Origin of the sequence: Streptomyces sp. CA-210063, from assembly GCF_024612015.1 — a bacterium.
Taxonomy (GTDB): Bacteria; Actinomycetota; Actinomycetes; order Streptomycetales; family Streptomycetaceae; genus Streptomyces.
The window spans coordinates 4,939,644-4,965,435 of the sequence record NZ_CP102512.1; the positions used below are offsets into that span (position 1 = coordinate 4,939,644).

28 protein-coding genes are annotated in these 25,792 nt (G+C 68.6%); 13 read left to right on the plus strand and 15 right to left on the minus strand.

Annotated elements, in window-relative coordinates; genetic code table 11:
- Positions 1-37 precede the first annotated feature (37 nt).
- The 5 genes from JIX56_RS21380 to JIX56_RS21400 all read right to left on the minus strand — a co-directional run bounded on the left by JIX56_RS21380 (position 38) and on the right by JIX56_RS21400 (position 4,545).
- Entirely contained in the window at positions 38-517 is a 480-nt protein-coding gene (locus JIX56_RS21380) for an ASCH domain-containing protein (protein ID WP_257542816.1), read from the minus strand.
- Positions 514-2,580: a GNAT family N-acetyltransferase gene (locus JIX56_RS21385; RefSeq protein WP_257542817.1), complete on the minus strand. Its 2,067-nt coding sequence runs from the start codon at positions 2,578-2,580 to the stop codon at positions 514-516. The genes JIX56_RS21380 and JIX56_RS21385 overlap by 4 nt, the downstream gene beginning before the upstream one ends.
- A gap of 199 nt (positions 2,581-2,779) precedes the next feature.
- Entirely contained in the window at positions 2,780-3,934 is a 1,155-nt protein-coding gene (locus JIX56_RS21390; protein WP_257542818.1) for a tyrosine-type recombinase/integrase, read from the minus strand.
- Positions 3,934-4,146 (minus strand): helix-turn-helix domain-containing protein, encoded by a 213-nt coding sequence (locus JIX56_RS21395; protein WP_210551118.1) that lies wholly within the window; start codon positions 4,144-4,146, stop codon positions 3,934-3,936. The genes JIX56_RS21390 and JIX56_RS21395 overlap by 1 nt, the downstream gene beginning before the upstream one ends.
- Before the next feature lie 141 nt (positions 4,147-4,287).
- Positions 4,288-4,545, minus strand: a complete 258-nt coding sequence (locus JIX56_RS21400) for a helix-turn-helix domain-containing protein (RefSeq protein ID WP_143640031.1) — start codon at positions 4,543-4,545, stop codon at positions 4,288-4,290.
- Between the two features lie 480 nt (positions 4,546-5,025).
- Here JIX56_RS21400 and JIX56_RS21405 point away from each other — a divergent pair, with 480 nt between their 5' ends.
- The 4 genes from JIX56_RS21405 (at position 5,026) to JIX56_RS21420 (ending at position 9,401) form a co-directional block, all read left to right on the plus strand.
- A complete protein-coding gene (locus tag JIX56_RS21405) occupies positions 5,026-5,871 on the plus strand; it encodes a helix-turn-helix domain-containing protein (RefSeq protein WP_257542819.1) in 846 nt (281 codons plus the stop codon).
- 7 nt (positions 5,872-5,878) lie between these two features.
- Entirely contained in the window at positions 5,879-6,568 is a 690-nt protein-coding gene (locus tag JIX56_RS21410) for a zinc finger domain-containing protein (protein ID WP_257542820.1), read from the plus strand.
- A 482-nt stretch (positions 6,569-7,050) separates the two neighbouring features.
- Complete coding sequence (locus tag JIX56_RS21415; RefSeq protein ID WP_257542821.1) at positions 7,051-7,680, plus strand: plasmid mobilization protein; 630 nt, start codon at positions 7,051-7,053, stop codon at positions 7,678-7,680.
- The gene (locus JIX56_RS21420) at positions 7,677-9,401 is read left to right on the plus strand and encodes a relaxase/mobilization nuclease domain-containing protein (protein WP_257542822.1); all 1,725 of its coding nucleotides are present in this window, start codon (positions 7,677-7,679) and stop codon (positions 9,399-9,401) included. Before JIX56_RS21415 ends, JIX56_RS21420 begins: the two co-directional genes overlap by 4 nt.
- 130 nt (positions 9,402-9,531) lie before the next feature.
- Here JIX56_RS21420 and JIX56_RS21425 read toward each other — a convergent pair whose 3' ends face one another.
- Genes JIX56_RS21425 through JIX56_RS21440 form a run of 4 tightly spaced genes read right to left on the minus strand, consistent with a single transcriptional unit; the run spans position 9,532 to position 12,223 of the window.
- On the minus strand, positions 9,532-11,013 hold the full coding sequence (locus JIX56_RS21425; RefSeq protein ID WP_257542823.1) for a ThiF family adenylyltransferase: 1,482 nt from the start codon (positions 11,011-11,013) through the stop codon (positions 9,532-9,534).
- Complete coding sequence (locus tag JIX56_RS21430) at positions 11,003-11,503, minus strand: Mov34/MPN/PAD-1 family protein (RefSeq protein ID WP_257542824.1); 501 nt, start codon at positions 11,501-11,503, stop codon at positions 11,003-11,005. Before JIX56_RS21430 ends, JIX56_RS21425 begins: the two co-directional genes overlap by 11 nt.
- The gene (locus JIX56_RS21435) at positions 11,500-11,943 is read right to left on the minus strand and encodes a hypothetical protein (RefSeq protein WP_257542825.1); all 444 of its coding nucleotides are present in this window, start codon (positions 11,941-11,943) and stop codon (positions 11,500-11,502) included. The genes JIX56_RS21430 and JIX56_RS21435 overlap by 4 nt, the downstream gene beginning before the upstream one ends.
- Before the next feature lie 16 nt (positions 11,944-11,959).
- Positions 11,960-12,223, minus strand: a complete 264-nt coding sequence (locus JIX56_RS21440) for a hypothetical protein (protein ID WP_257542826.1) — start codon at positions 12,221-12,223, stop codon at positions 11,960-11,962.
- Between the two features lie 135 nt (positions 12,224-12,358).
- Between JIX56_RS21440 and JIX56_RS21445 the strand changes: the two genes are divergently transcribed.
- Entirely contained in the window at positions 12,359-12,892 is a 534-nt protein-coding gene (locus JIX56_RS21445) for a helix-turn-helix domain-containing protein (protein WP_218780775.1), read from the plus strand.
- Entirely contained in the window at positions 12,889-13,440 is a 552-nt protein-coding gene (locus JIX56_RS21450) for an ImmA/IrrE family metallo-endopeptidase (protein ID WP_257542827.1), read from the plus strand. Before JIX56_RS21445 ends, JIX56_RS21450 begins: the two co-directional genes overlap by 4 nt.
- 205 nt (positions 13,441-13,645) lie before the next feature.
- Here JIX56_RS21450 and JIX56_RS21455 read toward each other — a convergent pair whose 3' ends face one another.
- The 5 genes from JIX56_RS21455 to JIX56_RS21475 are packed head-to-tail and all read right to left on the minus strand — an operon-like array spanning position 13,646 to position 15,952.
- Entirely contained in the window at positions 13,646-13,966 is a 321-nt protein-coding gene (locus tag JIX56_RS21455) for a hypothetical protein (protein ID WP_257542828.1), read from the minus strand.
- A gap of 20 nt (positions 13,967-13,986) precedes the next feature.
- A complete protein-coding gene (locus tag JIX56_RS21460; RefSeq protein ID WP_257551006.1) occupies positions 13,987-14,166 on the minus strand; it encodes a DUF397 domain-containing protein in 180 nt (59 codons plus the stop codon).
- Positions 14,167-14,186: 20 nt separating this feature from the next.
- Positions 14,187-15,041 carry a helix-turn-helix domain-containing protein gene (locus JIX56_RS21465; RefSeq protein ID WP_257542829.1) on the minus strand — a complete coding sequence of 285 codons (855 nt, stop codon included), beginning with the start codon at positions 15,039-15,041 and terminating at the stop codon, positions 14,187-14,189.
- Positions 15,042-15,048: 7 nt separating this feature from the next.
- Entirely contained in the window at positions 15,049-15,573 is a 525-nt protein-coding gene (locus tag JIX56_RS21470; protein WP_257542830.1) for a DUF6879 family protein, read from the minus strand.
- The gene (locus tag JIX56_RS21475; protein WP_257542831.1) at positions 15,533-15,952 is read right to left on the minus strand and encodes a hypothetical protein; all 420 of its coding nucleotides are present in this window, start codon (positions 15,950-15,952) and stop codon (positions 15,533-15,535) included. The genes JIX56_RS21470 and JIX56_RS21475 overlap by 41 nt, the downstream gene beginning before the upstream one ends.
- A gap of 198 nt (positions 15,953-16,150) precedes the next feature.
- On the opposite strand from JIX56_RS21475, the gene JIX56_RS21480 reads away from it, so the two are divergent.
- The 7 genes from JIX56_RS21480 (at position 16,151) to JIX56_RS21510 (ending at position 24,345) form a co-directional block, all read left to right on the plus strand.
- Positions 16,151-16,519, plus strand: a complete 369-nt coding sequence (locus JIX56_RS21480) for a hypothetical protein (RefSeq protein ID WP_257542832.1) — start codon at positions 16,151-16,153, stop codon at positions 16,517-16,519.
- Positions 16,520-17,320: 801 nt separating this feature from the next.
- Positions 17,321-17,491, plus strand: coding sequence for a hypothetical protein (locus JIX56_RS21485; protein ID WP_172638966.1), 171 nt, complete (start codon positions 17,321-17,323; stop codon positions 17,489-17,491).
- 20 nt (positions 17,492-17,511) lie between these two features.
- A complete protein-coding gene (gene fxlM / locus JIX56_RS21490; RefSeq protein ID WP_257542833.1) occupies positions 17,512-18,759 on the plus strand; it encodes a methyltransferase, FxLD system in 1,248 nt (415 codons plus the stop codon).
- Between the two features lie 70 nt (positions 18,760-18,829).
- A complete protein-coding gene (locus tag JIX56_RS21495) occupies positions 18,830-19,024 on the plus strand; it encodes an FxLD family lanthipeptide (protein WP_220647796.1) in 195 nt (64 codons plus the stop codon).
- Between the two features lie 73 nt (positions 19,025-19,097).
- Positions 19,098-22,145, plus strand: coding sequence for a lantibiotic dehydratase (locus tag JIX56_RS21500; RefSeq protein ID WP_257542834.1), 3,048 nt, complete (start codon positions 19,098-19,100; stop codon positions 22,143-22,145).
- Positions 22,142-23,290, plus strand: a complete 1,149-nt coding sequence (locus JIX56_RS21505) for a lanthionine synthetase C family protein (protein WP_257542835.1) — start codon at positions 22,142-22,144, stop codon at positions 23,288-23,290. The genes JIX56_RS21500 and JIX56_RS21505 overlap by 4 nt, the downstream gene beginning before the upstream one ends.
- 44 nt (positions 23,291-23,334) lie before the next feature.
- A complete protein-coding gene (locus JIX56_RS21510) occupies positions 23,335-24,345 on the plus strand; it encodes a thiopeptide-type bacteriocin biosynthesis protein (protein ID WP_257542836.1) in 1,011 nt (336 codons plus the stop codon).
- Positions 24,346-24,629: 284 nt separating this feature from the next.
- Here the strand turns inward: JIX56_RS21510 and JIX56_RS21515 are convergent, their stop codons facing one another.
- Positions 24,630-25,454: a hypothetical protein gene (locus tag JIX56_RS21515; RefSeq protein ID WP_257542837.1), complete on the minus strand. Its 825-nt coding sequence runs from the start codon at positions 25,452-25,454 to the stop codon at positions 24,630-24,632.
- Positions 25,455-25,792: the final 338 nt, after the last annotated feature.

Genomic DNA, 25,792 nt, shown 5'->3' on the forward strand with positions numbered 1-25,792 from the left:
CCAGAATCTCCGAGCGCGCAGGACTCCGACCGCGACCTTACGCAGGCACCAGGTCTCCCAGCACCTCACGAAGAGCGGTGCCTACGACCGGTCCTGCAACCGCCACCTGACGAAGGTCATCGCCCTTCATGTAGCGGTAACTCTGGGGAGGGTGGAACGTCCCCGCAGCCCGCAATGCCCCGAGTGTCACCGGTTCGTCAAAGGAAACCGGATCCTCCAGCGTCAGACCACTCGCCTGGGTCGCACCGTTCATGTAGGCGTCGTACTCGCGCCGGGTGATCCCCGTCTGGCTGCGGTGGGCCAACCAGACCTCCTTGGGAGAGGCGACATGTACCGCGGCAATGCGCGCCATGCCCACCAAGGCCATGGTGGGCGCGGTCGCGTAGAGCAGAACTCGGGTTCCGGGAGGGGCTGCGACGCGTTGGCGGCGGACCTCCACCGTCTTGCTGCCGGCCAGGATCGCGGTGGCGAAGCGCGGGTGGACGGACAGCAGCATCGCGCGTTCCGGATCGTTCACGTCTTTCGGTGCCCCTCTTTGTAGACCGCCTGAAACAGCTCGTTGCTGATCTTCGACAGCGAGATCAGCATGTTCGACGACCACGGTAGTCCTAGCTCCCTGGCCAGCGAGCTCAATCGCCGCAGCGTCACCGGCTTGGGAAAGATCTCGGTGTCCGAGAACCTCAGCGCCATGGCGTGGCCGGAGGCATCAGCGGCTTCTTGTACCTCCGCCCGACCATATACGCCCAGGTGTTCGAATTTCGAGAAGAGGGCGTCGGGTATGTCGATAAGCACCTCGTCGAGGCGCGAACTCCCCACCACCATCTGGCCGTCCACGTGGGCGCCCCCGTCGCTGACGTACCAAAGGAGGCGGGCAGGAACGCTTTCGCCTCGGCGCCCCGAGGAACGGTAGTAGACGTGCTCCCTGCTGATGCCGAGGACGTGGCTGCGCAGCAGGAGCATGGCCGGAACGTTGAACAGCTCGGTGGACCAGCGCGGCTTGATCGGCAGCAGGAAGGACGGCAACTCGGAGTCGATGACCTTCGCCGGCCACCAGGCGCGCTCTACCACGGCGGCCACCTCGGCCGGCATCTGCGCGTGCAAGGCAGTCGCCTCCACGGTCAGCTCACGAGCGAGTCCGCCGGCCACCGCCTCCACCTCGGCTGCCGTACCGCACACGTCCACCAGGAGAGCAACGAACTTGCCGTCGTGCTCGAAGAAGCCGTCGTCCCCAGCGGCGGCCTTGGCAACCGCTGGGAGATACGGGTCGCTGATGCGTACGGTCTCCGCCCCGCAGTCGCGCCCCTGACGCTTCAGCAGGAAGAGGATCTGCCTGGCCAGAGTCTCTTCCAGCGGATGATCCGCGGTGCGGAGCACGGGGACGATCAGCGTCCGGCCGTCCAACGCCCATGCGTAGAGGGCGACTGGGTGGCCCTGGCCGTCCCTCAGCAGCTCGCGACGCCACGCGACCGTGTCATCCGTGAGCGACCGAAGGCGCTCGGCGAAGGCCGAGCCGTCGTCGCCGCCCGACTGGTTGAAGAAGGCGACCAGCTCGTCCTCCGCACCTGGTGCCACCTCACTCGACCGGAACTCCGTGCCCATCAGATCGGCCGGGCGATACACCTGGGCCTGCCGCAATTCATCCACGTGGAGCGTCACGGTGGAGGGCGATACGACGCGGACACGGGCGACTTCCCAAGCCACGTCGGCAAGACGGGACAGGAGCGGGTTCCGGGTGGCCAGGACTTGAAGGCCGGCGCACGATGTCTCGGCCACGTAGTGCAGGCAGCGTCGGAGTGTCGCGTCGACGGGGAGGTCGGGAAGCGACTCCGAGGCGGCCTTCAGCAGCTCAGCCGTTCGTTCGGCCACGGCCTCGGAGGCAGGGGTGAGCTGGCGTAGGCCGTGGAGCGCTGCCCGCTGGTGCTGACGCTCGGCGGTATCGCCGACGTCCCGGATCTGGTGGACCAGCTGGGGCGTGTAGGCGAGTTCGACGAGGTCCGTCATCCAGCCCGCCTCCAGCGCGCGGGACTCCTCCGCATCGGTCGTTTCGGCGAGTCCGCGCAGATCGGCGAAGACTCCGTGGTCGACGGTCACCACCAACAGCGCGTCGCTCTCCACCTCCGTGAACAGGTCCGGGTGCCCGAGGTCCAGCCACCATCCGTCGAGGATCTCTCCATCCCGGCCGCGTCCGCGCACCTCGCCGTTCGGGACGAACCCCAGGCTCGTCCACATGTCGCTGAGTTCGTAGTCCCGTCGGCATTTGGCCTTGATGCCGAGCCGTTGGGGATAGCGCTGCTTGATGGCCTCCACCAGCAGTCGGGCGATACCCCGGCCGCGCTGTTCCTCCGCAACGCATAGGTGGGCGAGACGTATATGGGCACTCCTCTTCGGGAGCCCGAACAGCGCGTAGCCGATCACTTCGTCCGCTTCGACGGCGACCAGGAGCCCTCCGTTCTCCGCCGCCTGTCGATACGCGGGAGGCGTCAGCAGCCCCAGCGTCTTCGTGTAGCGATCGCCCAGCGCCACGGCCTTGTCGATCAACTCGACCTGCGCAGGCAACGCGGGAAGAACCTTGACCGCCATCGTTCCCCCTCCAGAAGGGTCGGCCAAGGCCGACCTCAACTCCCGTGTCAGTACATACAGGGAAAGCTGATCTCAACCGAGGCCAACCCTCAAGGGGGCACGAGGGGCGCACGGTGCTGCAGAGGCTGTCACGGAGCGGCTACTGCCGTACGGACCCCGGCCAAGACCTGTCCAACCGGGATCCGTACGGCCACGGTTGTCACGCTTCCTCGGCGTGCCGCCCCTCAGCAGCGTCCGGGCTTCGCAGCTGCTGCCGTACCTCGGCGTCGATGCCTTGTGCCAGCCTGCGCTGGTGCTTCGTCGTCGAGTGCTGGTAGATCAGCTGGGCCCGCTCCGAGGACTGGCCGGCGCGGACCATGAGGTCCTTCAGCTTGGCTCCCGTGTCGGCGGCGAGGGTGTTGCCGGTGTGGCGGAGGTCGTAGAAGCGAAAGTTATCCGGCATGCCGACCTTGGTCCTCGCCTTGCGCCATTTGCGGCCGAAGGTCGAGCGGCGGAAGGGTGCGCCCTTCTCCCCGATGAAGAGGAGTCCGTCCCGCTCCTTCTCGGCGAACCACTGAAGGTGGCGACGCAGTTCCGGGAGCAGAAAGTCGGGCAGGTAGACGGTGCGCTTTCCCGCCCGGGTCTTGGGGTCGCCGGTGACGCGCCTGCCGTTCGTCAGCTCCGGCGAAGCCTGCGTGACGCGCAGGGAGCATTCGTCGAGATCGACACTGCGACGGCGTAGTTCAGCCAGCTCCTCCGGGCGGAGGGAGGCGAAGGCGCCGAGCAGGACCATCAGGCGCCAGCGCGGTCCCACGGCGTCGGCGAGGTCGAAGACCTGCTCGATGGTGGCGGTGGGACGCTCGTCGGCCTCCTCCTTGCCGGCGCCCTTGATGCGGCATGGGTTGCTGCGGATGAGGTCGTCGTCGACCGCGGTCTGAAGGATGGCCTTCAGCAGACGGTACGACTTGGCGACCGTGGTGGCACCGGTCGCCTTCATACGCTCGGCTCGCCATGTGCGGACGGCGGGCGGGGTGATCTCGTCCAGGTCCTTGCCGCCAAACGTCGGCAGGATATGGAGGCGGAGCAGTCCGTCGTAGCGGTCGACGGTGGTGGGAGCCAGACCACGTTCCTCCAGCCAACGGAGTGTGTACTTCTCGAAGTTGATCGCGCCGACGTCCGGGTCGCTCCATGTGCTGCGCTCGATGTCTGCGCGGACGAGGTTGAGCCAGTCCTGGGCGTCAGACTTGGTCTCGAACGTCTCCGGTGCCTTGTGCCGCTGGCCGTCCGGTCCGAGGTAGCGGGCCTGCCATCGGCCGGAGGCGAGCTTGCGTACCGTGCCGAACTCGCGCCGCCGCTGCGGCTTGCGTGCCGCCATCAGGCCGCCTTCCCGTAGCGGGCACGGATGCGGCGGACCGGCTCGACGGTGCGCGCCTCGACGTACTCGGTGATCGCGCTCTCGGGGATGCGGACCGGGCGGCCGAGCTTCACGTAGCGGATGCGGCGCTCGGCGATCAGGCGGCGGACGAAGCGCTCACCCGTGCCGAGCATGTCGCCGGCCTCGGCCACGGTCAGGAGGCGGTCAGCCATTCGCGGTCACCTCCTGCGCGGTGTGGGCGGTGCACTGGGAGCGGGAAAGGGCACGGGGTATTGCGGGTCGACGCAAGGGCGTTGGGTCCTTTACTCGGGCTGGTGCGGTGTGGCAGGCCGTTCGGCGGGCGTCGCCTGGAACTACGCGGCGCGGATCCCGTGGAGGAGGGCCAGGGGCGAGACCCGGAGAGCCTGGGCGAGGGCGACGAGGTCGTCGATGTCACAGCGGCGTTGGGCGCGTTCGATGCGGGACAGCATCGTGTTGGTCATCGGACGGCCGAGGGCGGTGACGCGGGCGGCGAGCTCGCGCTGGGCGAGGCCGCGTTCGGTGCGGAGAATTTCGATGGTGCGAGCGGTCCGAATTCCGGCCGGACCGATTTCCAGGGATCGTGCTGCCATGGCTCCATTTGTAGCTTCCATTCGCCGGTTTGGTTAACCGGCGATCGTCGGCTATGTTGCGCCCGGCGAACGGGCGGGGCTTACCTCTGGGCTGGGTTCCGAGTATCCGGTTGGCGGTGCCTTCACCAGCCCGATGACATGCTCTGACGTGGGGTGTTGTGTTGTAGCTTGCACTCTCAGCGGGAGTCAACGGGTTCCCGATGTGATGCTTCTGGCTTCACCTGACGGTGCATTATTTCGGCAACCGGCGATCCGGGTTTATGGTTTTGTTCCTGCCTCGCAGCACACGTTCGCCGTCAGCTGTCTGATTTCCCGGCGGAATGCTGGACTTGTGCGGCATGGGTGTGGCTGTCTTGGCTATACGACGCCACCAGCCCTCCCCCGCGCCTTCGGACCGGGGCTGTGTGCAACCCCCTCCCTGTGCACCGCCCGACGAGGGTCGATCGCACCTCCCCGTCCTGACCTAGGAGCCGCCGCCCGATGAGCTACGACGCCCGCGAATGGGTATGGGACCACAGCCGCAGCAAGGGCACCGCCCGCATGGTCCTCGCCCTGATCGCCGACCGGTGCCGCGACCGGCACTGCATCGCGTACGCGTCCGTGCCCACCCTCATGAAACGCGCCAACGCCTCCCGCACCGCCGTGCGCGACGCGCTGACCAAGCTGATCGCCAGCGGCGAGCTGGTGCAGCTCCCGGACCGCAAGGGGCCACGGGGAGAGACGTACTACCTCCTCCCGGTTGCCGCCCGGTTCCTCGCGGACCAGCCTCGGGAAGGGGACCGGAATCCGGTCCCCCAAGGGGGGCGGAATCCGACCCTCGGGGGACCGGAATCCGACCCTGCCGAACACTTCGAGAGGGGATCAGAATCCGACCCCGGGGAACGGAATCCGGCCCCCGAGGGGTACGGATTCCGACCCGATGGGGGTGCAGATTCCGGCCCCCAGAACAGAAGAGAACCGAAGGTGAACGGTAAGAGCAGCAGCAGCTCTGCCCCGCTCATCTCCGCCACCGAGTGGCACATCGACGACGACACCCGTTCCTGGCTGCAGCACCACGGCCATCTCGACCGACTCGGCGAGCACGCCCTGTACGCCGCCGACGAGAAGTGGCGCACCTACCGGGCTCCATGGGCGCCCCGCACCGCCGCCGCGTGGGCCGCCGACTGGCGCGCGTGGATCGCCCGGGAACACACCCCCACCCCTGGCCGCCCCAACCTCTACGCCCTGCCCGGCGGCACGCCCAGCGCAGCCACTGGCATGACGCGCTCCGAGGCGCACATGGCCGCCCTGCTCGCCGCCCTCGACGAACCGACAGGAACGGAGTAACCCGCCTTTGAACCGACGCGAAGTCGCCGCCGTCCTCGCCTTCATCGGACGCCTCGACCCCCGCACCATCCGCACCGGCACGGGCGACGCCCGTGACCAGATCGCCCAGTGGCAGGAACTGCTCGACGACGTGCCCTTCGCCACGGACCACGGCTGGGACGTCCGCGAAGCGATACGGTCCCACATCCTCGACTCGCCGTACCCGATCTTGCCCGTGGACGTCGCCCGCAGATGGCGTGCCCACCGACGCGACCGCCTCGACCGACACACCGACCCCACGCCCACTGCCGACCCCGACGATCCGGTCGCCTGGCGTGCCGAGCTGCTCCGGTCCCGGAACGCTGTCGCCGCCGGCATGGCCGCCCCGTCGACGCATCGGCAGATCACCAGCGATGGCCGGCCTCGGGACGTCGAGGAGCGCCTGCGCGAGATCGGGTCGTGCATCCCGCCGGCCGTTCGTACCGAGTTGGCCCGCTACCGCCCGACCCGCGCTGCGCGCGAAGCCGCCGTCGCCGAGGGCGTCCCCGATGCGCTCGGTGTCCGGTGCGACTGGTGCCGCGCCCCCGTGGGCTCCCCGTGTCGTCAACGCAGAGCGAGCCCTGACGGAGCCGCCCGGGGCAATGCCGTACGTGCGACTCCCCACCCATCGCGCGTCGACCTCGCCGCTGCCCGGATGGACCGACACCGAGCTGCGTGACGCGGTCCGGCTTCGCTTCTCGCGCAGCTTCGTGGGTTACGAACGTCAGTCCCGAACCGGTCGTATGCGGGCCCGACGAACTTCGGGGACCGCGTCCCGGGGACCGTGCCGACGGCTGCCGGGGACCGGTCCCCTCTGAAACCGCAGCTCAGAGGGACTTTCATTGCGGTCCCCGGAGCAGCCCCTTCGGTCCCTGCCGGGACCGGGACCGTGCGGTGAAAGGGGGACGGTCCCCGTGACGACGTGCCAGGGGGACCGTCCCCGATGCGCGTCGCGCCCCGGTCCCCAAGTCTGGGGACCGTGCACCGCAGCGCTTTGGGGACCGGTCCCCGTTGCGCTCCTCGCAACCACAGCCCTGCCCCTGACGGCACCTACCGCAGCTCCCACGACCGCCGAATCGCTCCGGCCACTGGCCTCATCTGCCATCGCTCGGCGCTTCGGCGGCTCAGCTCCTCTACCGACCACACCCCGGAGAACCACACGTGCACGACCGACACCACGAAGACACCAACCAGCAGGAGACGCCCATCGCCCCGGACAACCGCGCAGCAAGTTGGAGGTTCGGACACTCCTCCGCAGGGGGAGCACACGAACCCGACCCCGCCCCGGGGGTGGCGGGGCCCGTCCGGCACCAGGAGGCGCCGGACGGGAAGGCTGCGACCGAGGGCGGATCGCAGCCGGGAAAGGCCGGCCGTACAGGCCGGACCAAGATCAAAGGGAAGGCGCGTCTGCGCGAGAAGCAGCAGCGTCCTGCGCAGAGCGTCCGCCTCAGCGATCACGAGCACGCCATCATCCAGGCCGGCGCCGATGCCGTCGGCATGAGTGTGGCCGGCTTCCTCGCCCACTCCGCGCTGGCCGCAGCCCGCGACCAGTCCCGCACCGCCGTCACCATCGCCACCGAACGCGATGTGCTCACGGAGCTGTTCGCCATGCGCCGGCAGCTCGGCTGGGCCGGCAGCAACCTCAACCAGGTGGCCAAGGTGCTCAACTCCGGTGCCGATGTGCCCTACCTCAAGGAAGTGCTCGCCGACGTCCACCGCGCGGCCAATGCTGCGAAGAAGGCCGTCGACCGGGTCGCCAACCGCCGGGAGCAGGAGGGTGAGGCGGCTTGATCCCCAGCATCCACCGGCAGGGCAGCAGCACCCTCGGTCTGCTCCACTACCTCTACGGCAAGGGCACGCACGAGGAGCACGTCGACCCGCACCTGGTCGCCTCCTTCGACCATCTGGCCCCCGACCCCGGCCGCGACCCCTCGGCCACGAAGAAGGACCTCGCTCACCTCCTCGACCAACCCCTCCACCTGCTCGACGCAGACCAGCGACCGAAGCAGCACGTGTGGCACTGCTCGGTGCGAGCCGCCCCCGACGACCCGATCCTGACCGACGACCAGTGGGCCGACATCGCCCGCCGCATCGTCGCGGCCACCGGCATCGACCCCGGCGACGGCGCCGGCTGCCGCTGGGCCGCCGTCCGCCACGCGGACGACCACATCCACATCATCGCCACCCTCGTCCGCGAAGACGGCCTCCGCCCCGACCACCACCGCTCCGGCAAACGCGCCCAGGCCGAAGCCCGCCTCATCGAAGCCGATTACGACCTCCATCGTGTTGCCCCTGGCGACGGCACTGCGGCGAAGCGCACCACCAGCGCCGAGCGGCACAAAGCCGATCGCCTGGGCTGGGACCGCGCTGCGCGCGAGGAGCTACGCGAGACCGTGCGCCGCGCGGTCGCCGGTGCCGCCTCCACCGACGAGTTCCTCGAACGACTCAAGGACGCCGGGCTTCTTGTGCGTACCAGGGTCCTGCCCTCCGGTGACGTGAAGGGCTACAAGGTCGCCTTGCCCGGTGATCGCAACGGGGACAAGGAGCCGATCTACTACGCCGGCTCTACGCTCGCCCCTGACCTGTCCCTGCCCCGGATCCAGGCACGCTTCACCACCGACTCCACCCCCCTGGGGATCGCCGATAGCGAGCGGCCGGAACGCTCTACCGCGTCCTCGGCACCCGCCGCGGCTCGGCGCACCACCGCCCACGCGGCCTGGGCGGCAGTACTCGTCCTCGACCACAGCAGCGACGAAGGCGCTGTTGCCGCCCAGATCGCCGCCACCGGCGAGGTCCTCGATGCTCTCGCCAAGACCTCGGCCCTCCACACCCGCGACGAACTGCGCCAGGCAGCATGGGAGTTCGAGCGTGCCTCCCGCTCCCACACCCGAGCCGAGTTCCGCCACGCGCAGGACCTGCGTCGGGCAGCCCGCGACCTGGTCTACAGCGGGCCCGCATTCGGCCGGGGCGAAGACGGGGCCAGCACCGCGATGGTCCTGGACACCTTGGTGTTCCTCGCCATCGCCGCCGCCCACTGGCACGCCCAACGTCAGCACGCCCAGCAGGCCGAAGCAGCGCGCCGGACCGCCGCGCACCTGCGGGCCGCCTACCAGCAGGCAGCCACCGAACCGCTCTCCGTGCTGCGCGAACGTGGCCGCTACATCGCCCCGCCTCTGCGCCGCCACCACGCCACCACCGTGCGCGCCGCCCTTCCCGACCTCGCCGAGACCATCCTGGCCGAAACCGGCTGGGACGCCTTGGCCGCAACCCTCGCCGACGCCGAACGCACCGGCCACAATCCCCGCGCCCTGCTCGCCGAGGCCGCCGCCGACCGGGAACTGGACACCGCCGATTCCGTCAGCGACGTTCTCGTCTGGCGTCTGCGCCGCACCGCAGATCTCCCGTTGTACGCCCCACCCCAGGAAGCCACCCAGGCCGACCGCCCCAACGATCACATGCCTGCCGCGCAGACAATGCCGATATCACCGACATCGCGGACACGGCGCCGTTGATCACGGCACGACGAACGCGTTGAGGGTGCCTGAATAGCTCCCGGTAAACAGATGACGGGCCCGACCGCACCAAGGTCGGGCCCGTCACCACCTGCACACTCCGCCCCTTGCTGCCACCTCCAGCCGCGCGTCAACGGCGGGTGCGTCGGGCTTCTCGGATGAGGCTGATGAGAGCAGCGTCCTTCTGGCACACGCACCCGGGGGTGGGAAGTCGGTGGTCGATCATCTGGTCGGGCCGGGGGCCGAAGCGGGTGTCGTACTCGATGCGTCGTGGAGGCCCGCTGACCAGGCCCGTGCTCCGTGCGATCCAGGCACCGACGACCAGGCAGGCGGCCTGCTGGGCCACGAACGCGGCCGAAGGACGGAACCCGTCCTCCGTTCCACCGGTCAGCTCAGCCGAGTTGACCAGCCCGCACACCGGCCGTCCGAGGAACTGCCCGACGAGCTCCCGCTGTTGATTGTCCAGGCTTTCCAGGTCCCGTTCGGTCAGCGGCTCCTGCCCGCGGGCGATTCGGGATAGCGGGAGCCCGGTCAGTTCATGCAGTCGTTGCTCCGCGCTCTTCCCGGTGTGGTTGGCCTTGAAGTAGCAGCGCAGACAGGGGCCGGTGGGCAGTGCCTCGTGCAGGGCGACAGTGGTGCCGACCGGGCCGCCAGTGCTCCCGTCCAGGATGAGATCCACCTGCAGCCGCTGCAGGTCGTGCCGGGCCTCGACGCTGTCCAGCCCGCCGAGGACGATCCGGGGCCACGGCAGGGTGCCCGCATCGACGGCCTCGATGGAAGCCTGGATCGTCCCGTGGAACGGGGTCACCTCGATCCGCCGTAGGCGTGCGTCGATCAACCCCACCTTCGGCAGGCCAGCAGCCGCGTCGGCCAGGGTACCGATGCTGTACGAGGTGACGTTCGGTTTCTCGAAGACCTCCCTGTCCACCACCGTCAACTCGCCGGAAACCTGCAGCAGGTCCAAGACCAGGGCGATGCCGGTACCGATCGCACCGCCCCCGCCCAGCAGCACCCGCTCCAGCGCAGGCAGCGGGGCGACGACGATCCCGGGCTGCTCACCGGGGAGGACGGGGCAGAAGTCCACCACCGGGATCACCTGAAACTTCCCCTCCGGCAGCCCGGCAACAACCTTGAACGCCTCGCCGGCCAGCATCGCCGCAGTGAGGACCGCGCCCAGCCCGGTGCCGGGCGCGTTGAGCCGGGGGAAAGGATGACCGGTGTGCCGCAGACGGACCCCGTGCCCGTCCGGCGTACCGGCCACCGCAGTCCCCAGCGGTGGTGCTGTTCCCACGTGGAGATGCAGCGACGCCTTGCCCTGGGCCTCACCGATGCGAAGAGGCCGGTCCGGATCGATCCCGGCCGCCGTTTCCACCAGCCTGCGGATGAGTTCGTCGTCGAGCCGTGCCGGTCCGCGGCCGGGGTCCAGACTCAGCCGGACCGGCCACCGGCGAAGGTCCGCCACCAGTACTTCGAGAGTCTCGGCGGCCGCGGGCAGGTGCCCGTCCGCGGTCAGGTGGATCGAGATGCCGTCCATCCGCTCCCGCAGGGTGCTCTCTTCCACGCCGGCGGCCAGGCCGCCCAGGCGTACGCTGCGGCTGTAGTCAGTACTCACGGACGCCCTCCTCGTCGAACATAACCGTTCGCACCGGGGGCAGCGCCGGGTCGACAACCGGAGCGGTGCAGGGCACCCAGTCCTGCTCGAAACGCCACCACCCCCACGACGCCGGGTCGGTGGGCGGCGCCGCGTAGGTCGGGACGACAGCGCTAACGAACCCTGGCACCCGCAACGAGTACGCGCGGTCGGTCCGCGACAGGAAAGCCTCCTCGGGGTGCGAGTGGATCATCGCCCGCACTCGGTAGAACCGTTCCTCGGCGAAGGTGAACAGCCGGTCGTACGCGACCGCGCTCACCGTGAACAGACCCGGACCCCGCACGATCCCCGCCGTCCCGGCCACCGCCATGACCAGCACATGCATGTCCGACTGCCCGGTGAGCAGCAGCGCGCCGGTCTCCTGGTCGGCCAGCCCGTGGCGCCGAATCTCCTGGAGTACCGGGTCGGCCGCGCCTGCCGGCAGCATCAGCCTTCTCGTGGCGGTGGTCATCCGGCACGCCTCCCGTCAACGCGATCGATGTCGTCTTGCACGTTCTCCACCACGTACAGGAAGGGATTGCCGGTGCTCCTCCAGGAGTGCGGCCCGCTGCTCCACTCGGCGTGGAGCCTCTGACCTTCGGCGGTGAACGGCTTGCACACGTCGTTGGAGCCGTAGCGGTAGCCATTCGCTCCCGGCCAGGCACTGGGCGCTCCGACTCCGGATGCGCCGATCGACTCGACGAAGACTAGGGAGGGCGGCCGGTCCGGGTAGACCGTCCACTCGATCCGGGCGATGAACGCTGCGCGCTCACCGTTGTTCGGTTGCATCTCGGCCCAAAACAGGCCGTCGGTGTCCTGCTTGCGGTGGTGGAGGCGGCCGGCGGCCGAGGAGAGGAACTCCTCGACCGCCGGGATGTCGCCCGCCAGCCGCAGACGGCTCTCGAGATCCACGACTGACTCCCCGGCTCTAGCCGTTGGTGGTCTCGGTGCGCAGCTTCAGGTGCAGGGCCTTGGCGTGCCCGGCCAGCTCGCCCACCGTTGCCTCGGGCGGGACCTCGTGCCCGTCGTGGAACAGGTAGTAGCGGGTGGTGCCGTCGCTCGTGAAGCCGAAGGCGGTGAGGCTGTCGGACAGAACGCTCGTGGCGGTTACCTGCGGGTCGTAGTCGTGCTGGTACGGGTGCTCGGCGAGGGCGGAGGTCACCGTGATCTTGATCTCGTGGGGCTGGGGCATACCGATCTCCTAAAGCGTTCGGGTGACACAGGGGCACTCTGCTGATTCAGCAAAGCGTCAGTGAGTCCAGTGTGATCATCTCTCCCCGATGCAGTCAAGCTTCAACGCCGCATCGCTGCGCGCTACGCTGCCCGTATGAGCCCCGACCGGAGCCAGCTCCCCCTCCCGGACCCCGAAATGACCGGACCGGACGCTGTCGAGCAGTTCGACATCGCCGAACTCGGACGCCTGCTGAAGGAACACCGCGGCCCCCTTTCCCTCCGGCAGGCCGCCGCCGAAGCGGGCGTCAGCTTCAGCACGCTCACCCGGGTCGAAGCCGGCGCTCAGCCTGACCTCGCCACCTTCACTCGCCTCTGCGCCTGGCTCGGCGTCTCCCCGAGCCGCTTCTTCACCCCGACCGCCACCCGCCAGGTGTCGCCCCTCGACCAGGCCATCACCCACCTCCACGCAGACCCTCGGCTCACCGACGACGCGGCGAACAAGATCAGCTCTGTTCTGCGCGACCTCTACGACGCCCTCGCGAAGGAGGCGGTCCCCGCCGTACCCGCCCTTGCCTGCCACCTCCGGGCTGCCTCGGTGCTGCGCCCTGGCGTCCCCCAGCGGCTCGCCGACCTGCTCACCGACATGAACACCGAACTCGAACGACTCGTCGAAGCAGGCGAACTGTGACCCTCCCCCGAGGCTTCAAGGCCAACGCCGAACGAGAAGCACTCCGACTGCGCCGCGAACTCGACCTCAGCGACACCGACGCCCTGAACGTCGACGACCTCGCCGCCCACCTCAAGGTCAAGATCGTCAGCGCCGAGAAGCTCGTCAGCCACACCCGCCTCGAAGAACTCGAACGGGTCCAGGCGTACGCTTTCTCCGCCGCGACCTTCCAGGTCTCCGGCAGGAACGTCGTCGTCACCAACCCGCTCCGAACCCCGGGTCGCAGGGCCAGCGACGTGGCCCACGAGCTCTCCCACCTCGTCCTGAAGCACGACCTCACCGAGATCCGCGAAGTCAATGGCATGCCTTTCAGGACCTGCCGCCCCGACGAGGAAGAACAAGCCACTGCCTTTGGCGGAACACTCATGCTTCCCCGCCCCCTGCTGCTCGGCGCAGTCCGCCGCCAGTGGGGGCCGGCGCAGATCGCCGAGCACTACGGAGTGACCGAAGAGATGGCCCGGTACCGGTACAACACCACTGGGGTGGCCAAACAGGTCCGAGGCCGCTGACGGCACCGGAGGTAGGCGCTGTCGGTCTGCCACTTACCGCCGGGACGTGGCGCGGGAGCGGGCAAGTACTGCGGTTGGCGGGCTCTGTGGCGCATGCCCGGCGGCGCGAGCGATGAAGGACGCGCGCGTACGTGCGGTGTGACGGCCCGTCGATACTCAGCGGGCGCCAGGCGGTCCTACCGGGCAGCCGCTCAAGGAGGATCGTTCAGCTGTCGTGCGACAGCAGAACGATCAGCGATGTCCGACGCACTTCCGTGGCGGCGGTGCTCATGCGCTCACCGTTTGCCCGTGGGGCCAGCCCCGGCAATGTGGGGCAGCTGCATGCGATAGCCCAAAAAACAGGCAAGCCCGCGCCATGAGCCTTGTCGACGGCCTTCGCCACCTGGACGTCTAGCAGGGCCACGCTGCCAGAGACCACCACGACCACCGTCCCGGTACGGACGGCTGTCTGCTTGACCACGCTGCTGCGTCCGCCGACGGTGAAGGTGAGCAGCTGGCTCCACTTCTCCTCGTCGGCACCGTTCACAGGGCCCTACGCGAACGCCATCAGTGCTGTCTCCGCCTGGTGTGCTCCACGAAAGCCGTCCACGTGGCCCGTTGGACTTCGATCGTTCCCCGGCCGCGTGCCTTGGTGTCCCGAACCATCACCGTGGTCAGGTCGTTGTCTGCTACTTCGATGCAGTTCTGCGTTTCCGTGTAGGAGCTGGTTCGCCAGTTCGGGGTCATCGGCTGCACGGTGCGCTCTCCTAGTCGTTCGGGATTTGGTCGTAGTGCTGGATCGCCGTGGAGATGAGGTCTCGGACGGCGGTGCCATAGACCGCTGACTGCTTCAGGAGGGCGAACGCCTTGGTGTACAGCTCGATTTCGCGGGGCTGGGAGACGGAGAACTCCGCCGAGTAAGTCTCGACGAGGACGAGTCGGCTGTCGAACATCGAGAACGCGTTGCCCGGCCAGATGAGGGTCGGGGCGGACTTGGGGACGATGCCCAGGCTGAGGCGGGGAAGGCGCATCACCGCCAGGAGGCGGTCGAGCTGGCCCTTCATCACTTCTGGGCCGCCGAAGTTGGTGTAGAGGGCCTGTTCGCCGAGGAGGACGTTGAAGATGCGCTCGCCCTGGTACAGGTACTGCTGGCGTTCGAGGCGCTTGGCCACGGCCGCTTCGGTGTCGTTGGGTATCTCGTAGTAGCTGACGCCCTGTTGGAAGACCTCGGCGGCGTAGTCCGCGGTCTGGAGGGTTCCCCAGATGAGTGTGGGGTGCCAGATGCGGAAGAGCTTGGTCTTGGCGTACACCGGGATGGCTTGGCGCTGTCGTTTCTCGACGCCGGTCTGGAGTTGTCGGCGCCATTCGAGCCACAGTTCGTCGACGTGGCGGACGATCGCGACCAGGTCGCCGAGTTGGTCGCCCTGCCCTGTCGTCTCGCACCAGACTCGGATGTCGTCCTCGCTGGGGCGCTGCTTGCCGTTCTCGATGCGGGAGACCTTCGACTCCTGCCACGTGGTGGCGCGCGCGAATGCCCGGCCGCTGGCGAATCCGGCGTCCTTGCGGAAGCCGCGCAGCCGGGCACCGAGCGCTTGCAGTGCCTCTTGTACTTGGGTGCTCACTGGTCGGTCAGGGCTTGTACTCGGGGTGCGGGGTGGCGGCGGACCACAGCAGGTCCCGTAGGCGTACGCACTCAGCCACGGTGTTCGGGTCCTCGATCAGTTCCGATCCGAGCACCCTGCCGTCGGGTGCGAAGTGGCCCACGGCGAGCAGGCGGTCGTCGTACAGCCACCAGTCGTTGCCTCCCACGGGGAAGGTGATGTTCTCCGGCAGGCGGTGCCGGGGCAGCCAGCGGATCTCCTCGCCGGCCTCCTCGTTCAGGGCGGTGGTGGCGTGCTCCCACTGGATGTAGGGGGTGTGCGGCTCTGTGACCACTCGGACGCGTCGGACGGTTTTCCCTTCACCCGTGACACGCCTGATGAGTCGCGTCCAGGGTTCCATGTAGGAGTAGTCGACGGTCTCGCCGCGGAGCCAGCTCGTGAACGGGCTGTCCTCGTCGGGGACGGAGTAGTCGTCCCTCAGCTCCAGATGGAATGCGTCCTGCGCGAAGCTCTCAAAGAGCTGGTTGCGCTCGGCGCTGGAGATCAGCTCCACGCGGTTCCTCCAGTAGGGCGGTGATCGCGGCCTTGGGGACCTCGACCACGGTCTCGTAGTCCGGAATCTCCATCTGGGCCAGCGCTTCGGGGTCGGTCACCTCGCGGCCCTGGACGACGAACGTACCGCTCGGCGTCAGGATCATGATCGGATCCTCGACACGCCTGATCTCCCCGACCGCCAGGCCGTCCTTTGTGAGGTGCTCGAACAGCTCTGTGGGCACCTCCACCGCTGTCTCCCCCTCCGGGATCTCAAGCTGCATCAGCAGGTCGTTCGCGAAGATCTTCCAGCCCTGGACGAGGTAGGTGTCCCGGTCTGTGGCGTACAGGGTCGGGCAGTCGCCGACCGTGGAGTTCTTACCAAGGAACCGTAGCTTCATGGTGGTTCTCCTGTCTGCTGCCTTGCTTGGGATTGCGCGACATGACGATGGTCGATGGGCTGTTGTGGGCCGTCAATCGGATTGCTGCAAACTCGCGCAATCTGCTTGGGACTTGGGTGACGGCCGCTCTACGTTCGTCTCCGAACCCGAGCAACCGAGGCAGCCGCCGCACGTTGCGGTACCGAGGGGAGATGCGTGGTGACCACCGTGACGGACAGACGCAAGGCTCCAGCCGTCGACAACCAGCCCATCGACACGGAGCTGATCGCGGACAGCACCGACGCCGCCCTGAGGATGAAGCTGGGCACCTCCACCCGAGAAAGCATCGACATCAGGACCACGGCCGTCATCGAGCAGCTGAACCGGCTTCTCGGCATGGACCTGGGCGCGGACGAGGACCCCGACATCAGGCATCTGGTCAGACGGGCGAACAAGCTGCTGGATCTGTCAGAGCGTCCTACGAAGGAGACACCGGCCTTCAGCGCCTTCTTCTACATGCGCGACGTCGCCAGTCTCACCCGCCGACTGCTGTGGGTCTGCCCGGAGGCAGGCGGCCATGCGCCCTGATCACCCCGTGCTCCTTCATGTCTCTCCCACGCCGGCACGCGCCGTCTGCGGGCCTGAGTCCGGGTTCTGGTGCGAGTGGCGTCATACGGATGGGCGGCGCATCAGCTGTGCTGCACAGCCGACCGCCGCTTCGGCTGTCCGATGGGCACGCATTCAAGTCCGCGTCATCGCCTCGGCCGCCGAGCCGGCCTTCATCGACCTTCTCGTGGACCGACGTGCCCAGAGCTGGCGGGACGCCGTCTCAGCTCTTCAACAAGGTGTGGATTTCACGCTGCCGCTCGCAGCGGGGTCGTGCTCCTTCGTGTGGCATGCGCGCCCCGTCGCCTTTCTGCCCCTCGTCGGCGGTAACCCGATGCCCCATCTCCCGGGAGGAGGCCCGCCATGGGAGTGAGGCCAGGAGAGTTGTGGAGCCGTTTCGACTGGCGACCGGCAACTGCTTCAGGTGCGAGCAGACGAACGTCCCCGTGGCCGAGGTCGGCGAGATCGCGATGGCAGGCACGGCTTTTCCCCTCTGCGCCTGCCAGCGATGCGTCTTCAGGCTCGAACAGCTCCACTGGACGATGAGCGAGCGCGCCGCCCGCCTGCGGAATGCCCCGGCTCCCGGACAGCCCACTCCCCTCGGCCAGTGGCCCACCAAAGCGCCACTCAACAGACCGCCCGCCCACGTCGCGTAGGAGAACGGCCGCGTCCTGGGCGGGCCTTCAACCCCGCTCCCGCTGTTCGAGCTGGAGGTATCCCCGACCTCAGAAGGACAGGTCACAGCGGGAGCGGGTCGCACCGCCACAAGAAGAGAGAGCCGCCTTGGCAACCGAGGAACCAGACGACGACACGTTGTTCGACCTGATCGGCGCCGTCGGCGCCGGAATCAATGCCAGTAAGGACGAGGGCCTTCCCCTTGACGTGCGCGAACTCGCCGCTGACCTGGCCGACAACACCGCGGACAGGCTGGCCCAGTTCAAGAAGACGACGTAGTGCCGAGAAGGAGAATGCTTGTGAATGACACTCCCGCCCCAACGTCCGAGAAGCACAACGCCCCCGCATCCGAACAGCAGATGCGTGGTGCCATGGTGGAGCGGCTGATCGAACTGGGGGCCGCGCGCAGTGGCCGCGTCGTGGCCGCGTTCCGTTCGGTACCCCGGCACCTGGCCACCCCCGAAGTGGACATGGCCAAGACCTACGAGGCCGAGTTCGCCCCGGTCACGAAGACGGATGCGACGGGCGTGAACATCAGCTCGGTGTCCGCCCCGCGCATCCAGGCCATGCAGATCGAGCAGGCGGACATCCAGCCGGGGATGAACGTCCTGGAGATCGGCTCCGGTGGGGTGAACGCGGCCTACCTCGCCGAGATGGTGGGCGAGCGGGGCCACGTCGTCACGATGGACATCGACCACGACGTCACCCAGCGTGCGAAGGACTTCCTCAAGGCGACCGACTACGACCGGATCGTCACGGTGATCACAGCCGACGGCGAGCACGGCGTGCCCGGCCACGCGCCGTACGACCGCATCGTCGTCACCGTGCAGGCCGCCGACATCCCGCCCGCCTGGGTCCACCAGCTGAAGGAGGGTGGTCGGCTCGTGGTGCCGCTGCGGATGCGTGGCATGACCCGCACGGTGGCGTTCGTCCGCGACAGGGAGCGGCTCGTCAGTGACGGGTTCGAGCTGTGCGGGTTCGTGCCGATGCAGGGCGTCGGGGAGAACCGCGTGCGCCTGGTATTGCTCCACGACGTGGAAGGGGAGGAGATCGCCCTCCGCCTGGACGGCCATCCCGAGCCAGACGCCGAGGCCCTGCGTGTGGCTCTGGGCATGCCCCGTGTCGAGGCGTGGTCGGGCGTCACCGTGGCCGGCGACGAGTCCGTCGAGCACCTGGACCTGTGGCTGACGACCGCCCTCGACAATCTCCCCTTGATGGCTGCCAAGGTCGGCGCACGGAAGCGTGGTCTGGTCGCCTCCGCGTCGCCGATCGGCGTCCCCACGCTGGTGGACGGTGACAGCTTCGCCTACCGCACCGCGCGCCCCACCGACGAACCCGACCGGTACGAGCTCGGGGCGATCGGCCACGGGCCGCAGGGACAGAAGGTCGCGGACCGCCTGGCGGAGGGGATCCAGGTCTGGCACAGCGACCACCGGGCCCACCGTGCGTACATCGAGGTCCACCCGGCAGGTACGCCGGACGACCGGCTTCCCGCGGGCCGTCTCGTCGACCGGCCCCACACGCGGGTCACGATCACCTGGCCGTGACGCCGTCGGCGGCGCCACGGTCAGGCCGGCACAGCACATCCCACCCGCCTTTTCCCGTGAGGAGTACGTGATGGCACAGCAGAACCCCACGACAACGCTGAAGGCCGCGACCGACTACAGCACCAACACCGGGTCGGACTTCGACCTCAACATCGAGACCCTCGCCTCCGCCCCGGTCATAGGCTCACTGCTGAACGACACCAGCGACAACTGCACCTCCACCTGCCAGTCCGCCTGCACCAACAGCACCTGCATCGGCGGCTGACCCCACCGCGGGCCGGGCGGAACCTGACCCGCCCGGCCCCGCGCACCGCCGTGACGAAGAAGGAGGCACAGCGATGTACCACGCATTCGACGCGAGCATGATCCGCACATCAGTCTTCCCGCTGGCCGCGACGCTTCCTCCTTGGCCCGACTTGGATGGCGAAACCCCCGCCGACGTCGAGCGCTGGCGCGACTGGATCGCCCAGGTCTGGTCGGACGACACCCGGGCTGCCGCAATCGAGTTCGCCGCGCCGCTACTCGCCGCCGCAATCCGCGACGTCCTCGACGGAAAGCGGCAACGGCCGCGCCCCGTCCGGCGCACCGCGGCCTCGCTCGCCCGCTACCTGCTGCGCATGCAGCACCGCGCCACACCGTTCGGGCTGTTCGCCGGCCCCGCCCCCGTGAGCATCGGCGGCACCGCTCGGGTGAAATGGGGGAAGGAGCACCGTGCTTTCGCCCGGGCCGATGCCGAGTGGTTGAACGCCGCCATCACCGCCCTGGAAGGCAACCGGGAGGTGCTGCGGCGCCTGCCGGCGATGGCAGATCCGACCTGCACGGTACGAGGCACTCGGGTGGCAGTACCGCACCAGTCCTGCACGAATGGCCCCACCGACACCACGTTGCGACGAACCCGAGCTGTGGAAGCGGTGCTGACCTTGGCCCGTACGCCGATCATGGTCGGCGACCTCGTGGTCAAACTCCACGGCGACTACCCGGATACGCCGACCGCGGTGATCGAGGACATGGTGTCCAGCCTCGTCGCCCATCGCGTCCTGCTGACGAGCCTCCACGCCCCCATGACGTGCGACGACGCGCTCGGACATCTCATCGCGCAGCTCGACGCCACGGGTGCCGCCGCCACATCAGGTGGGGCGGAGACAGCCGAGGAGCTGCGAAAGATCCACCAGCTCCTCACGCTGCACGACATCGCTGCCCAGGGTGAGCAGCAGGCCCTACGCGTCCAGGCGGCTGCTCGGATGAACACCCTCACCGACGCCACCACCCACACCCTGGTCGTCAATGTGCGCCCCGACTGCGACATCGTCCTGCCGACAGCGGTCACATGCGAGGCGGAGCGTGCCCTGGAGGTCGTCTCCCGCATCTCGCCGTACCCGAACGGCTCTCCGGCGTGGCAGGACTACCGCGCACGGTTCCTGGAGCGCTACAGCATGGGCGCCATCGTCCCCCTGCGCGACCTCACCGACCCGGACACCGGCCTCGGCTTCCCCGTCGGCTACCGCGGCACGGTCCTGAAGCGGCCGGTGCTGGCCACGACCCGCCGCGACGACCACCTCCTCGCCCTCGCCCAGTCGGCGGCCCTCAACGATCGGCGCGAAGTCGTCCTCACCGAGGAGGACATCGAGGCCATGTCACTCGGGGAACCCACTCAGGCGCCCGCTCACGTCGAACTGTGCTTCACCGTGCTGTCCCCCTCACTGGAGGACCTGGAGCACGGCCGGTTCGAACTGGTCACCGCCGGTCTGTCCCTCGCGGCCGGCACCACGACGGGCCGTTTCCTGACGATGCTGGACCAGTCGGACCGCGAGCGGATGACCGCCGAGTACGCCGCCCTGCCAACGCTGGCCGCAGGAGCCGTACGCGGGCAGGTGTCCAGCCCACCCCTGCGCATCCCGACCCGCAACGTCGGCCGCGCCCCATCCGTCGTCCCGCACGTCCTCTCGGTCAGCGAGCACAACCCGGACGCCACCCTCGACCTGGACGACCTCGGCGTCGTCGCCGACTCCCGACGCCTCTACCTGCTCTCCCTCTCCACCGGACAGCTCATCGAGCCCTCGGTCATGAACGCCGTGGAACTCAGCAGCGCCACCCACCCCCTCGTCCGCTTCGTCACTGAACTGCACCGCTCCCACACCGCCATCCTCACCCCCTTCGCCTGGGGCGCGGCGGCCCGGCTGCCGTTTCTGCCCGAAGTCCGCGTCGGCCGCACCATCCTGTCCGCCGCCTGCTGGCGGCTGAACGCACACGACCTCTCCGGCGACAGTCGCGACTGGACGTTCCGTTTCACCGACTGGCGCATCCGCTACGGCGTGCCCCGCACCGTGTACGTCGGCGGCAACGACCAACGGCTCCGCCTCGACCTCGACATCAGCGCCCACCGCCAACTCCTGCGCGCCGAACTGAACCGCCACGGAACGGTGACCCTGCACGAAGCGCCCGACGAGGCGGCGTTCGGCTGGGTTGGCCACGCCCACGAAATCACCGCGTCCTTCGCTTCCGACCAACCGCCTTCCCTCGCGCCGATCAACCGCACGGCAACCGTCGTCCGCCACGACTCCAGCCGCCTGCCCGGCGCCGGCGAGTGGGCCTACCTGAAGCTGTACGGCAACGCCGACCGGGCACCCGAACTGCTGACCGCGCACCTCCCGAGCCTTCTCCACGGCTGGGACGCCGACGCACCGACGTGGTGGTTCACCCGCTACAACGACCCTGACAGCCACCTCCGGCTGCGACTCCGCCTCCCGAACCCGAACACCTTCGGTGCGGTGGCGCAGCAAGTCGCCGCCTGGGCAGGTGAGCTGCGCACGGAGGGCCTGCTCCAACGTGTCCAGTGGGATACCGACGAGCCGGAGACCGGCCGCTACGGCACTGGCCCCGCCCTCACCGCAGCCGAACAGGTCTTCGCCGCAGACTCCGCCGCCGCCCTCGCACAGATGGCTCTCCCCATCCCCGACAGCCTCCGGCCCGCCGTCACCGCCAGCAGCTTCGTCGACATCGCCGACGCCTTCCTTGGCTCCCCAGCGGACGGACGGGCATGGCTTACGACGAACCTCCTGAAGAACGACGGCGAAGCCACCACCCGCGACGTACTCTCCGCAGCCGTCCACCTCTCCGCCCCGGGTCCCGACCACGCGGCCCTGCAAGCCTTGCCCCACGGTGAGCACCTCGCCACGACGTGGGCCCTGCGCCGCACCGCCTTGACTGCCTACCGCCAGGCTCTCGAAGCGCACGGTGCCGACCCCGCCACGGTTCTGCCGTCCCTTCTGCACATGCACCACAACCGGGCCGCCGGCATCGCCCCCGACAGCGAAGCCATCTGCCGCCGCCTGGCCCGCGCCGCCGCCCTTTCCTGGACCGCAAGAGAAGAAGGAGCCCTGCGGTGACCACCGCTCCGCCCGCCCTGGACACGGACGCCACCCTCCGGCAGTCCCTCGCCCGAGGCTCCCTCGGCATCGCACTGCTCCACGTCGAACGCGCTCGCCAGGGCACCGGATCCTGGCAGACCGCCCATCAGCAACTCACCGACATCGGACCGCTCTTGGACGGCAATGAGACCGGCCTGTTCCTCGGCGCGCCCGCGATGGCGTACGTGCTGCACTGGACCACCGTCGACAGCAACCGGTACACCGGCGCCCTGCAGACCCTCGACCGAATCGTCGCCGCCCACATCCAACGCCGACTGGCAGCAGCACACGCCCGCATCGACCGCGGCGAGCCGACCACCTTTGCCGAGTACGACCTCCTGCGCGGCCTGACCGGCCTCGGCGCCCTCCTCCTACGCCGCGCCCCCAAAGGCAACGAGCTCAAGGGCGTACTGGAGTATCTGGTGCGCCTGACCGAGCCGCTCCACACCGCCGACGGGCGAACCCGCCTGGGCTGGTGGGTGAGCCACAGCCCCGTCAACCTCACTGCTCCCGCCTCAGACGGCCACGCCAACGCCGGCCTCGCCCACGGCATCACCGGCCCGCTCGCCCTCCTCGCACTCGCCAAAATCCGCGGCACCACCGTGCCCGGCCACGAGACGGCGATGCTGCGGATCTGCCGCTGGCTGGACCAGATACGAGTGAACGACCACCGAGGCACCCGCTGGCCACGCTGGATCACCGAAACCACACCTGTGCCGCCGCACCTGGCCGCCCCCTCCTGGTGCTACGGCACCCCCGGCCTGGCCCGCGCCCAACAGCTCGCCGCCCTCGCCCTGAACGACCCCGACCGCAAACGCATGGCCGAACGAGCACTCCTCTACTGCCTGGCCGACCCCACCCAGCTCGACCAACTCACCAGCCGCGGCCTGTGCCACGGCCTCGGCGGGCTGCTCCGCGTCGTCCAACGCGTCACCCAGGACGCCGACGAACCCCGAGCCTTCGCCCACCACCTGCCACAGCTCAGCGAACGCTTCCTGACCACCGAACCTCCAACCGAGACCGGCTTCCTCAACGGCTCGGTCGGCGCGACCCTCGCAGTCCAGAACATCCAAGAAGGCGCCCTCCCAACCAGCGACTGGGACGCCTGCCTCCTCCTCATCTGACCCCGCCACCGAAAGGGATCGGGATGAACTTGCCCGATTGCAGCATGCTCGAGCAGGCCATCCTGGCCGTCCTCACCGGCACCCCGCTCACGGAGGCCGCCGGACGAGCGCAGACGTCGCCCGAGCATCTCGCCGAGACCACCGAGCGCTACCGGGACGCCGGCCGGTCGGCACTCGACCCCCAACTCAGCGGCTGGCACCAGGTGAACATCGAGTTCACCGACTACCCCACGGCAGAACGAACCTTCGGCGCCTACCTCCTGCCCGCCTTGCGCACCGGGCCAATCGGAGCGTGGTGGTTCGTGCGCAAGTACCCCTGGTGGCGTCTACGCGTCCAGCCGGGCCCGGGTACACGGGTGGAGGACGCCGTCGCACACCTCACTGAAGTACTCGACAGGGCCCTGTCCTGGGGCGTCGCCATGCGGTGGTGGCCCTTCCTGTACGAGCCGGAAACCATCGCCTTCGGCGGCCCGCACGGCATGACGCTCGCCCACACCCTGTTCCACACCGACAGCGTCGGAGTCCTCGACTACCACCAGCACCTGACCCACAGCACCAGCGTGCTCCCCGGCCCCAAAGAGACCTCCCTCCTCGTCACCACTCTGATGCTGCGGGCCGCCGGGTTGGAGTGGGGCGAACAGGGAGACGTATGGGGGCAGGTCGAAGCACGACGCCCACTGCCCACAGACGTAGACCCCGACCAGGTCAGCACCATGGTGGCCCCGGTACAGCGACTCTTGACGCTCGACGCCGGCTCCGCACTCACCGACGGCCCACTCGCGCCGCTCGGGAACTGGGTGACCGGCGTGGAGCGCTCCGGTCAAGCCCTCGTAGACGCGGCACGCGCGGGCACGCTTCAGCTCGGCCTGCGCGGCATCCTGGCCCGGCACATCCTCTTCCACTGGAATCGGATGGGCTTCACCACCCGCCAACAGGCCATCTACTCCAGAGCAGCCAGGGAGACGATTCTCGGTGGCCGGGAGTCTCCCTGGCCGCGGCCGTTCACCTCACTCAGCGACAACAGGGAGGCCCCGTTGTTCCACAGGCCGAGATAATCGCGGTGCACCGCGAGGATGCTGTGCTGCACCGCGAACGGCTCGAGGGACGGCTGAGGCGCGTGGTCGTCACGAACACGGCCGGGTCGGCCGCGAAGTGCACTCGGCGAAGATCGGGCCCTGCCGCCAGGGCCGCAGCTCCCTCGCGGCGCTGAAGGCCACGTTCATTCCTCCCCCGCCCCGGGTCTACTCCGGTTCCGATGGCCTCGGCGAGCGTGACCACGACGGCGTCGACCTGGCGTTGGCGGATATAGACGAGCGTACGGTTGCCCAGTCCTTTCCACTCAGCTGCTCGTTGTCCCACTCGCGTCCCCGCTGGTGGATAGACGAAGGATCTTGTCCCAAGTAACCACTAGCCCTGCAGCGACGGCTGTGGCCAGGGCAACGCCCACAGCAGATGAAGCCAGGGCAAACACAATGCCAGCGAGACAGAGGGTGAACGCGGCCCCTCGCAGCACCTGCTGCCGCCATGCTTTGCGCTCTCGGTGACTGTGCAACAGTCCGTCACCGGATTCGCCCCCGGGTGCGAGATCGTACAGACGGCCGCTGGAGAGGACTTTCAGGATTCGCTCCACTTCGAGCAGAGTACGCTTCGCACCGTCGATCCGATCAAGTTCAACCCCGTCGCGAAGCTCACGTACAAGGGCAGCAGCTGCTGAGAACCGGGCGATGACCTGAGGCATGGGGTTACGGCCGTCGGGAAGCGCCCGCTGCACGGCATACCTCTCCAGTGCGATGGCGAAGTCCTCCAAAGCCCGGACGGCTGCAACGTGCGGGGAGTTGAAGGGTGTTGCTGTCGGAGGCTCCTTCCCCGTTACCTCCAGAGGCTGGAGAAGAGCCTCGTAGGCCCTCCGTGCCGTGACCGTCACAGCCTCGGTTGTCCACCGTTGCATGCCTTGGTTCGTGACCAGTGAGGCGACCACGGCAGTGATCAACAAGGGCGCCATCAGGGCCCCGATCGCGAGCGCGTCGCGCCAGACGTGCCAGGTTGTGCGCTCGATGGTTGTTGCAAGAGCGCCGCCCGCGGAGACGGATGTCGCGACGGGGACGATCATCTTGATGGCGAGCGCCCTCCTGGCCACCTGATAGAGGACGTCTTCGCGCTGCAAGTAGTCCAGCGTTGGACGGTCTGGACGGGTCGCCAAGGAGCTGTCACGGACCTGGCGCACCAGGTAAGCGCGGCGGCGTCTTGCGTGTGCCCGCGCGTGAGCCCAGCAGATCCGTTCCAAGAGTGTTCTGGTACCTCGGCGCTGCGACGTTGCCGTCATGGTCAGGGCCCATACCGACATTGTCCAAGCAGCGAAGATGACCGCCCCAAGCTCGGCTTTCGACACGTTCTCCCCCTCTGAAACTTCGTGGGGCGCGCCCCATCGCAAGTTACCCCCAGGAGAGGGGTGTTGGCCGAGCCGGAGTCGGGCTCGTCACCGGCGCGGCGGCAACGTACAGT

What these genes read in the sequence shown, in the direction of transcription:
- JIX56_RS21445 (WP_218780775.1), top strand. Translation starts at nt 12,359, where the DNA reads ATGAGCCCCGACCGGAGCCAGCTCCCCCTCCCGGACCCCGAAATGACC.
- JIX56_RS21495 (WP_220647796.1), top strand. Translation starts at nt 18,830, where the DNA reads ATGGCACAGCAGAACCCCACGACAACGCTGAAGGCCGCGACCGACTAC.
- JIX56_RS21430 (WP_257542824.1), bottom strand. Translation starts at nt 11,503, where the DNA reads ATGACCACCGCCACGAGAAGGCTGATGCTGCCGGCAGGCGCGGCCGAC.
- JIX56_RS21440 (WP_257542826.1), bottom strand. Translation starts at nt 12,223, where the DNA reads ATGCCCCAGCCCCACGAGATCAAGATCACGGTGACCTCCGCCCTCGCC.
- JIX56_RS21475 (WP_257542831.1), bottom strand. Translation starts at nt 15,952, where the DNA reads ATGAAGCTACGGTTCCTTGGTAAGAACTCCACGGTCGGCGACTGCCCG.
- JIX56_RS21400 (WP_143640031.1), bottom strand. Translation starts at nt 4,545, where the DNA reads ATGGCAGCACGATCCCTGGAAATCGGTCCGGCCGGAATTCGGACCGCT.
- JIX56_RS21510 (WP_257542836.1), top strand. Translation starts at nt 23,335, where the DNA reads ATGCTCGAGCAGGCCATCCTGGCCGTCCTCACCGGCACCCCGCTCACG.
- JIX56_RS21405 (WP_257542819.1), top strand. Translation starts at nt 5,026, where the DNA reads ATGAGCTACGACGCCCGCGAATGGGTATGGGACCACAGCCGCAGCAAG.
- JIX56_RS21385 (WP_257542817.1), bottom strand. Translation starts at nt 2,580, where the DNA reads ATGGCGGTCAAGGTTCTTCCCGCGTTGCCTGCGCAGGTCGAGTTGATC.
- JIX56_RS21500 (WP_257542834.1), top strand. Translation starts at nt 19,098, where the DNA reads ATGTACCACGCATTCGACGCGAGCATGATCCGCACATCAGTCTTCCCG.
- JIX56_RS21395 (WP_210551118.1), bottom strand. Translation starts at nt 4,146, where the DNA reads ATGGCTGACCGCCTCCTGACCGTGGCCGAGGCCGGCGACATGCTCGGC.
- JIX56_RS21390 (WP_257542818.1), bottom strand. Translation starts at nt 3,934, where the DNA reads ATGGCGGCACGCAAGCCGCAGCGGCGGCGCGAGTTCGGCACGGTACGC.
- JIX56_RS21460 (WP_257551006.1), bottom strand. Translation starts at nt 14,166, where the DNA reads ATGACCCCGAACTGGCGAACCAGCTCCTACACGGAAACGCAGAACTGC.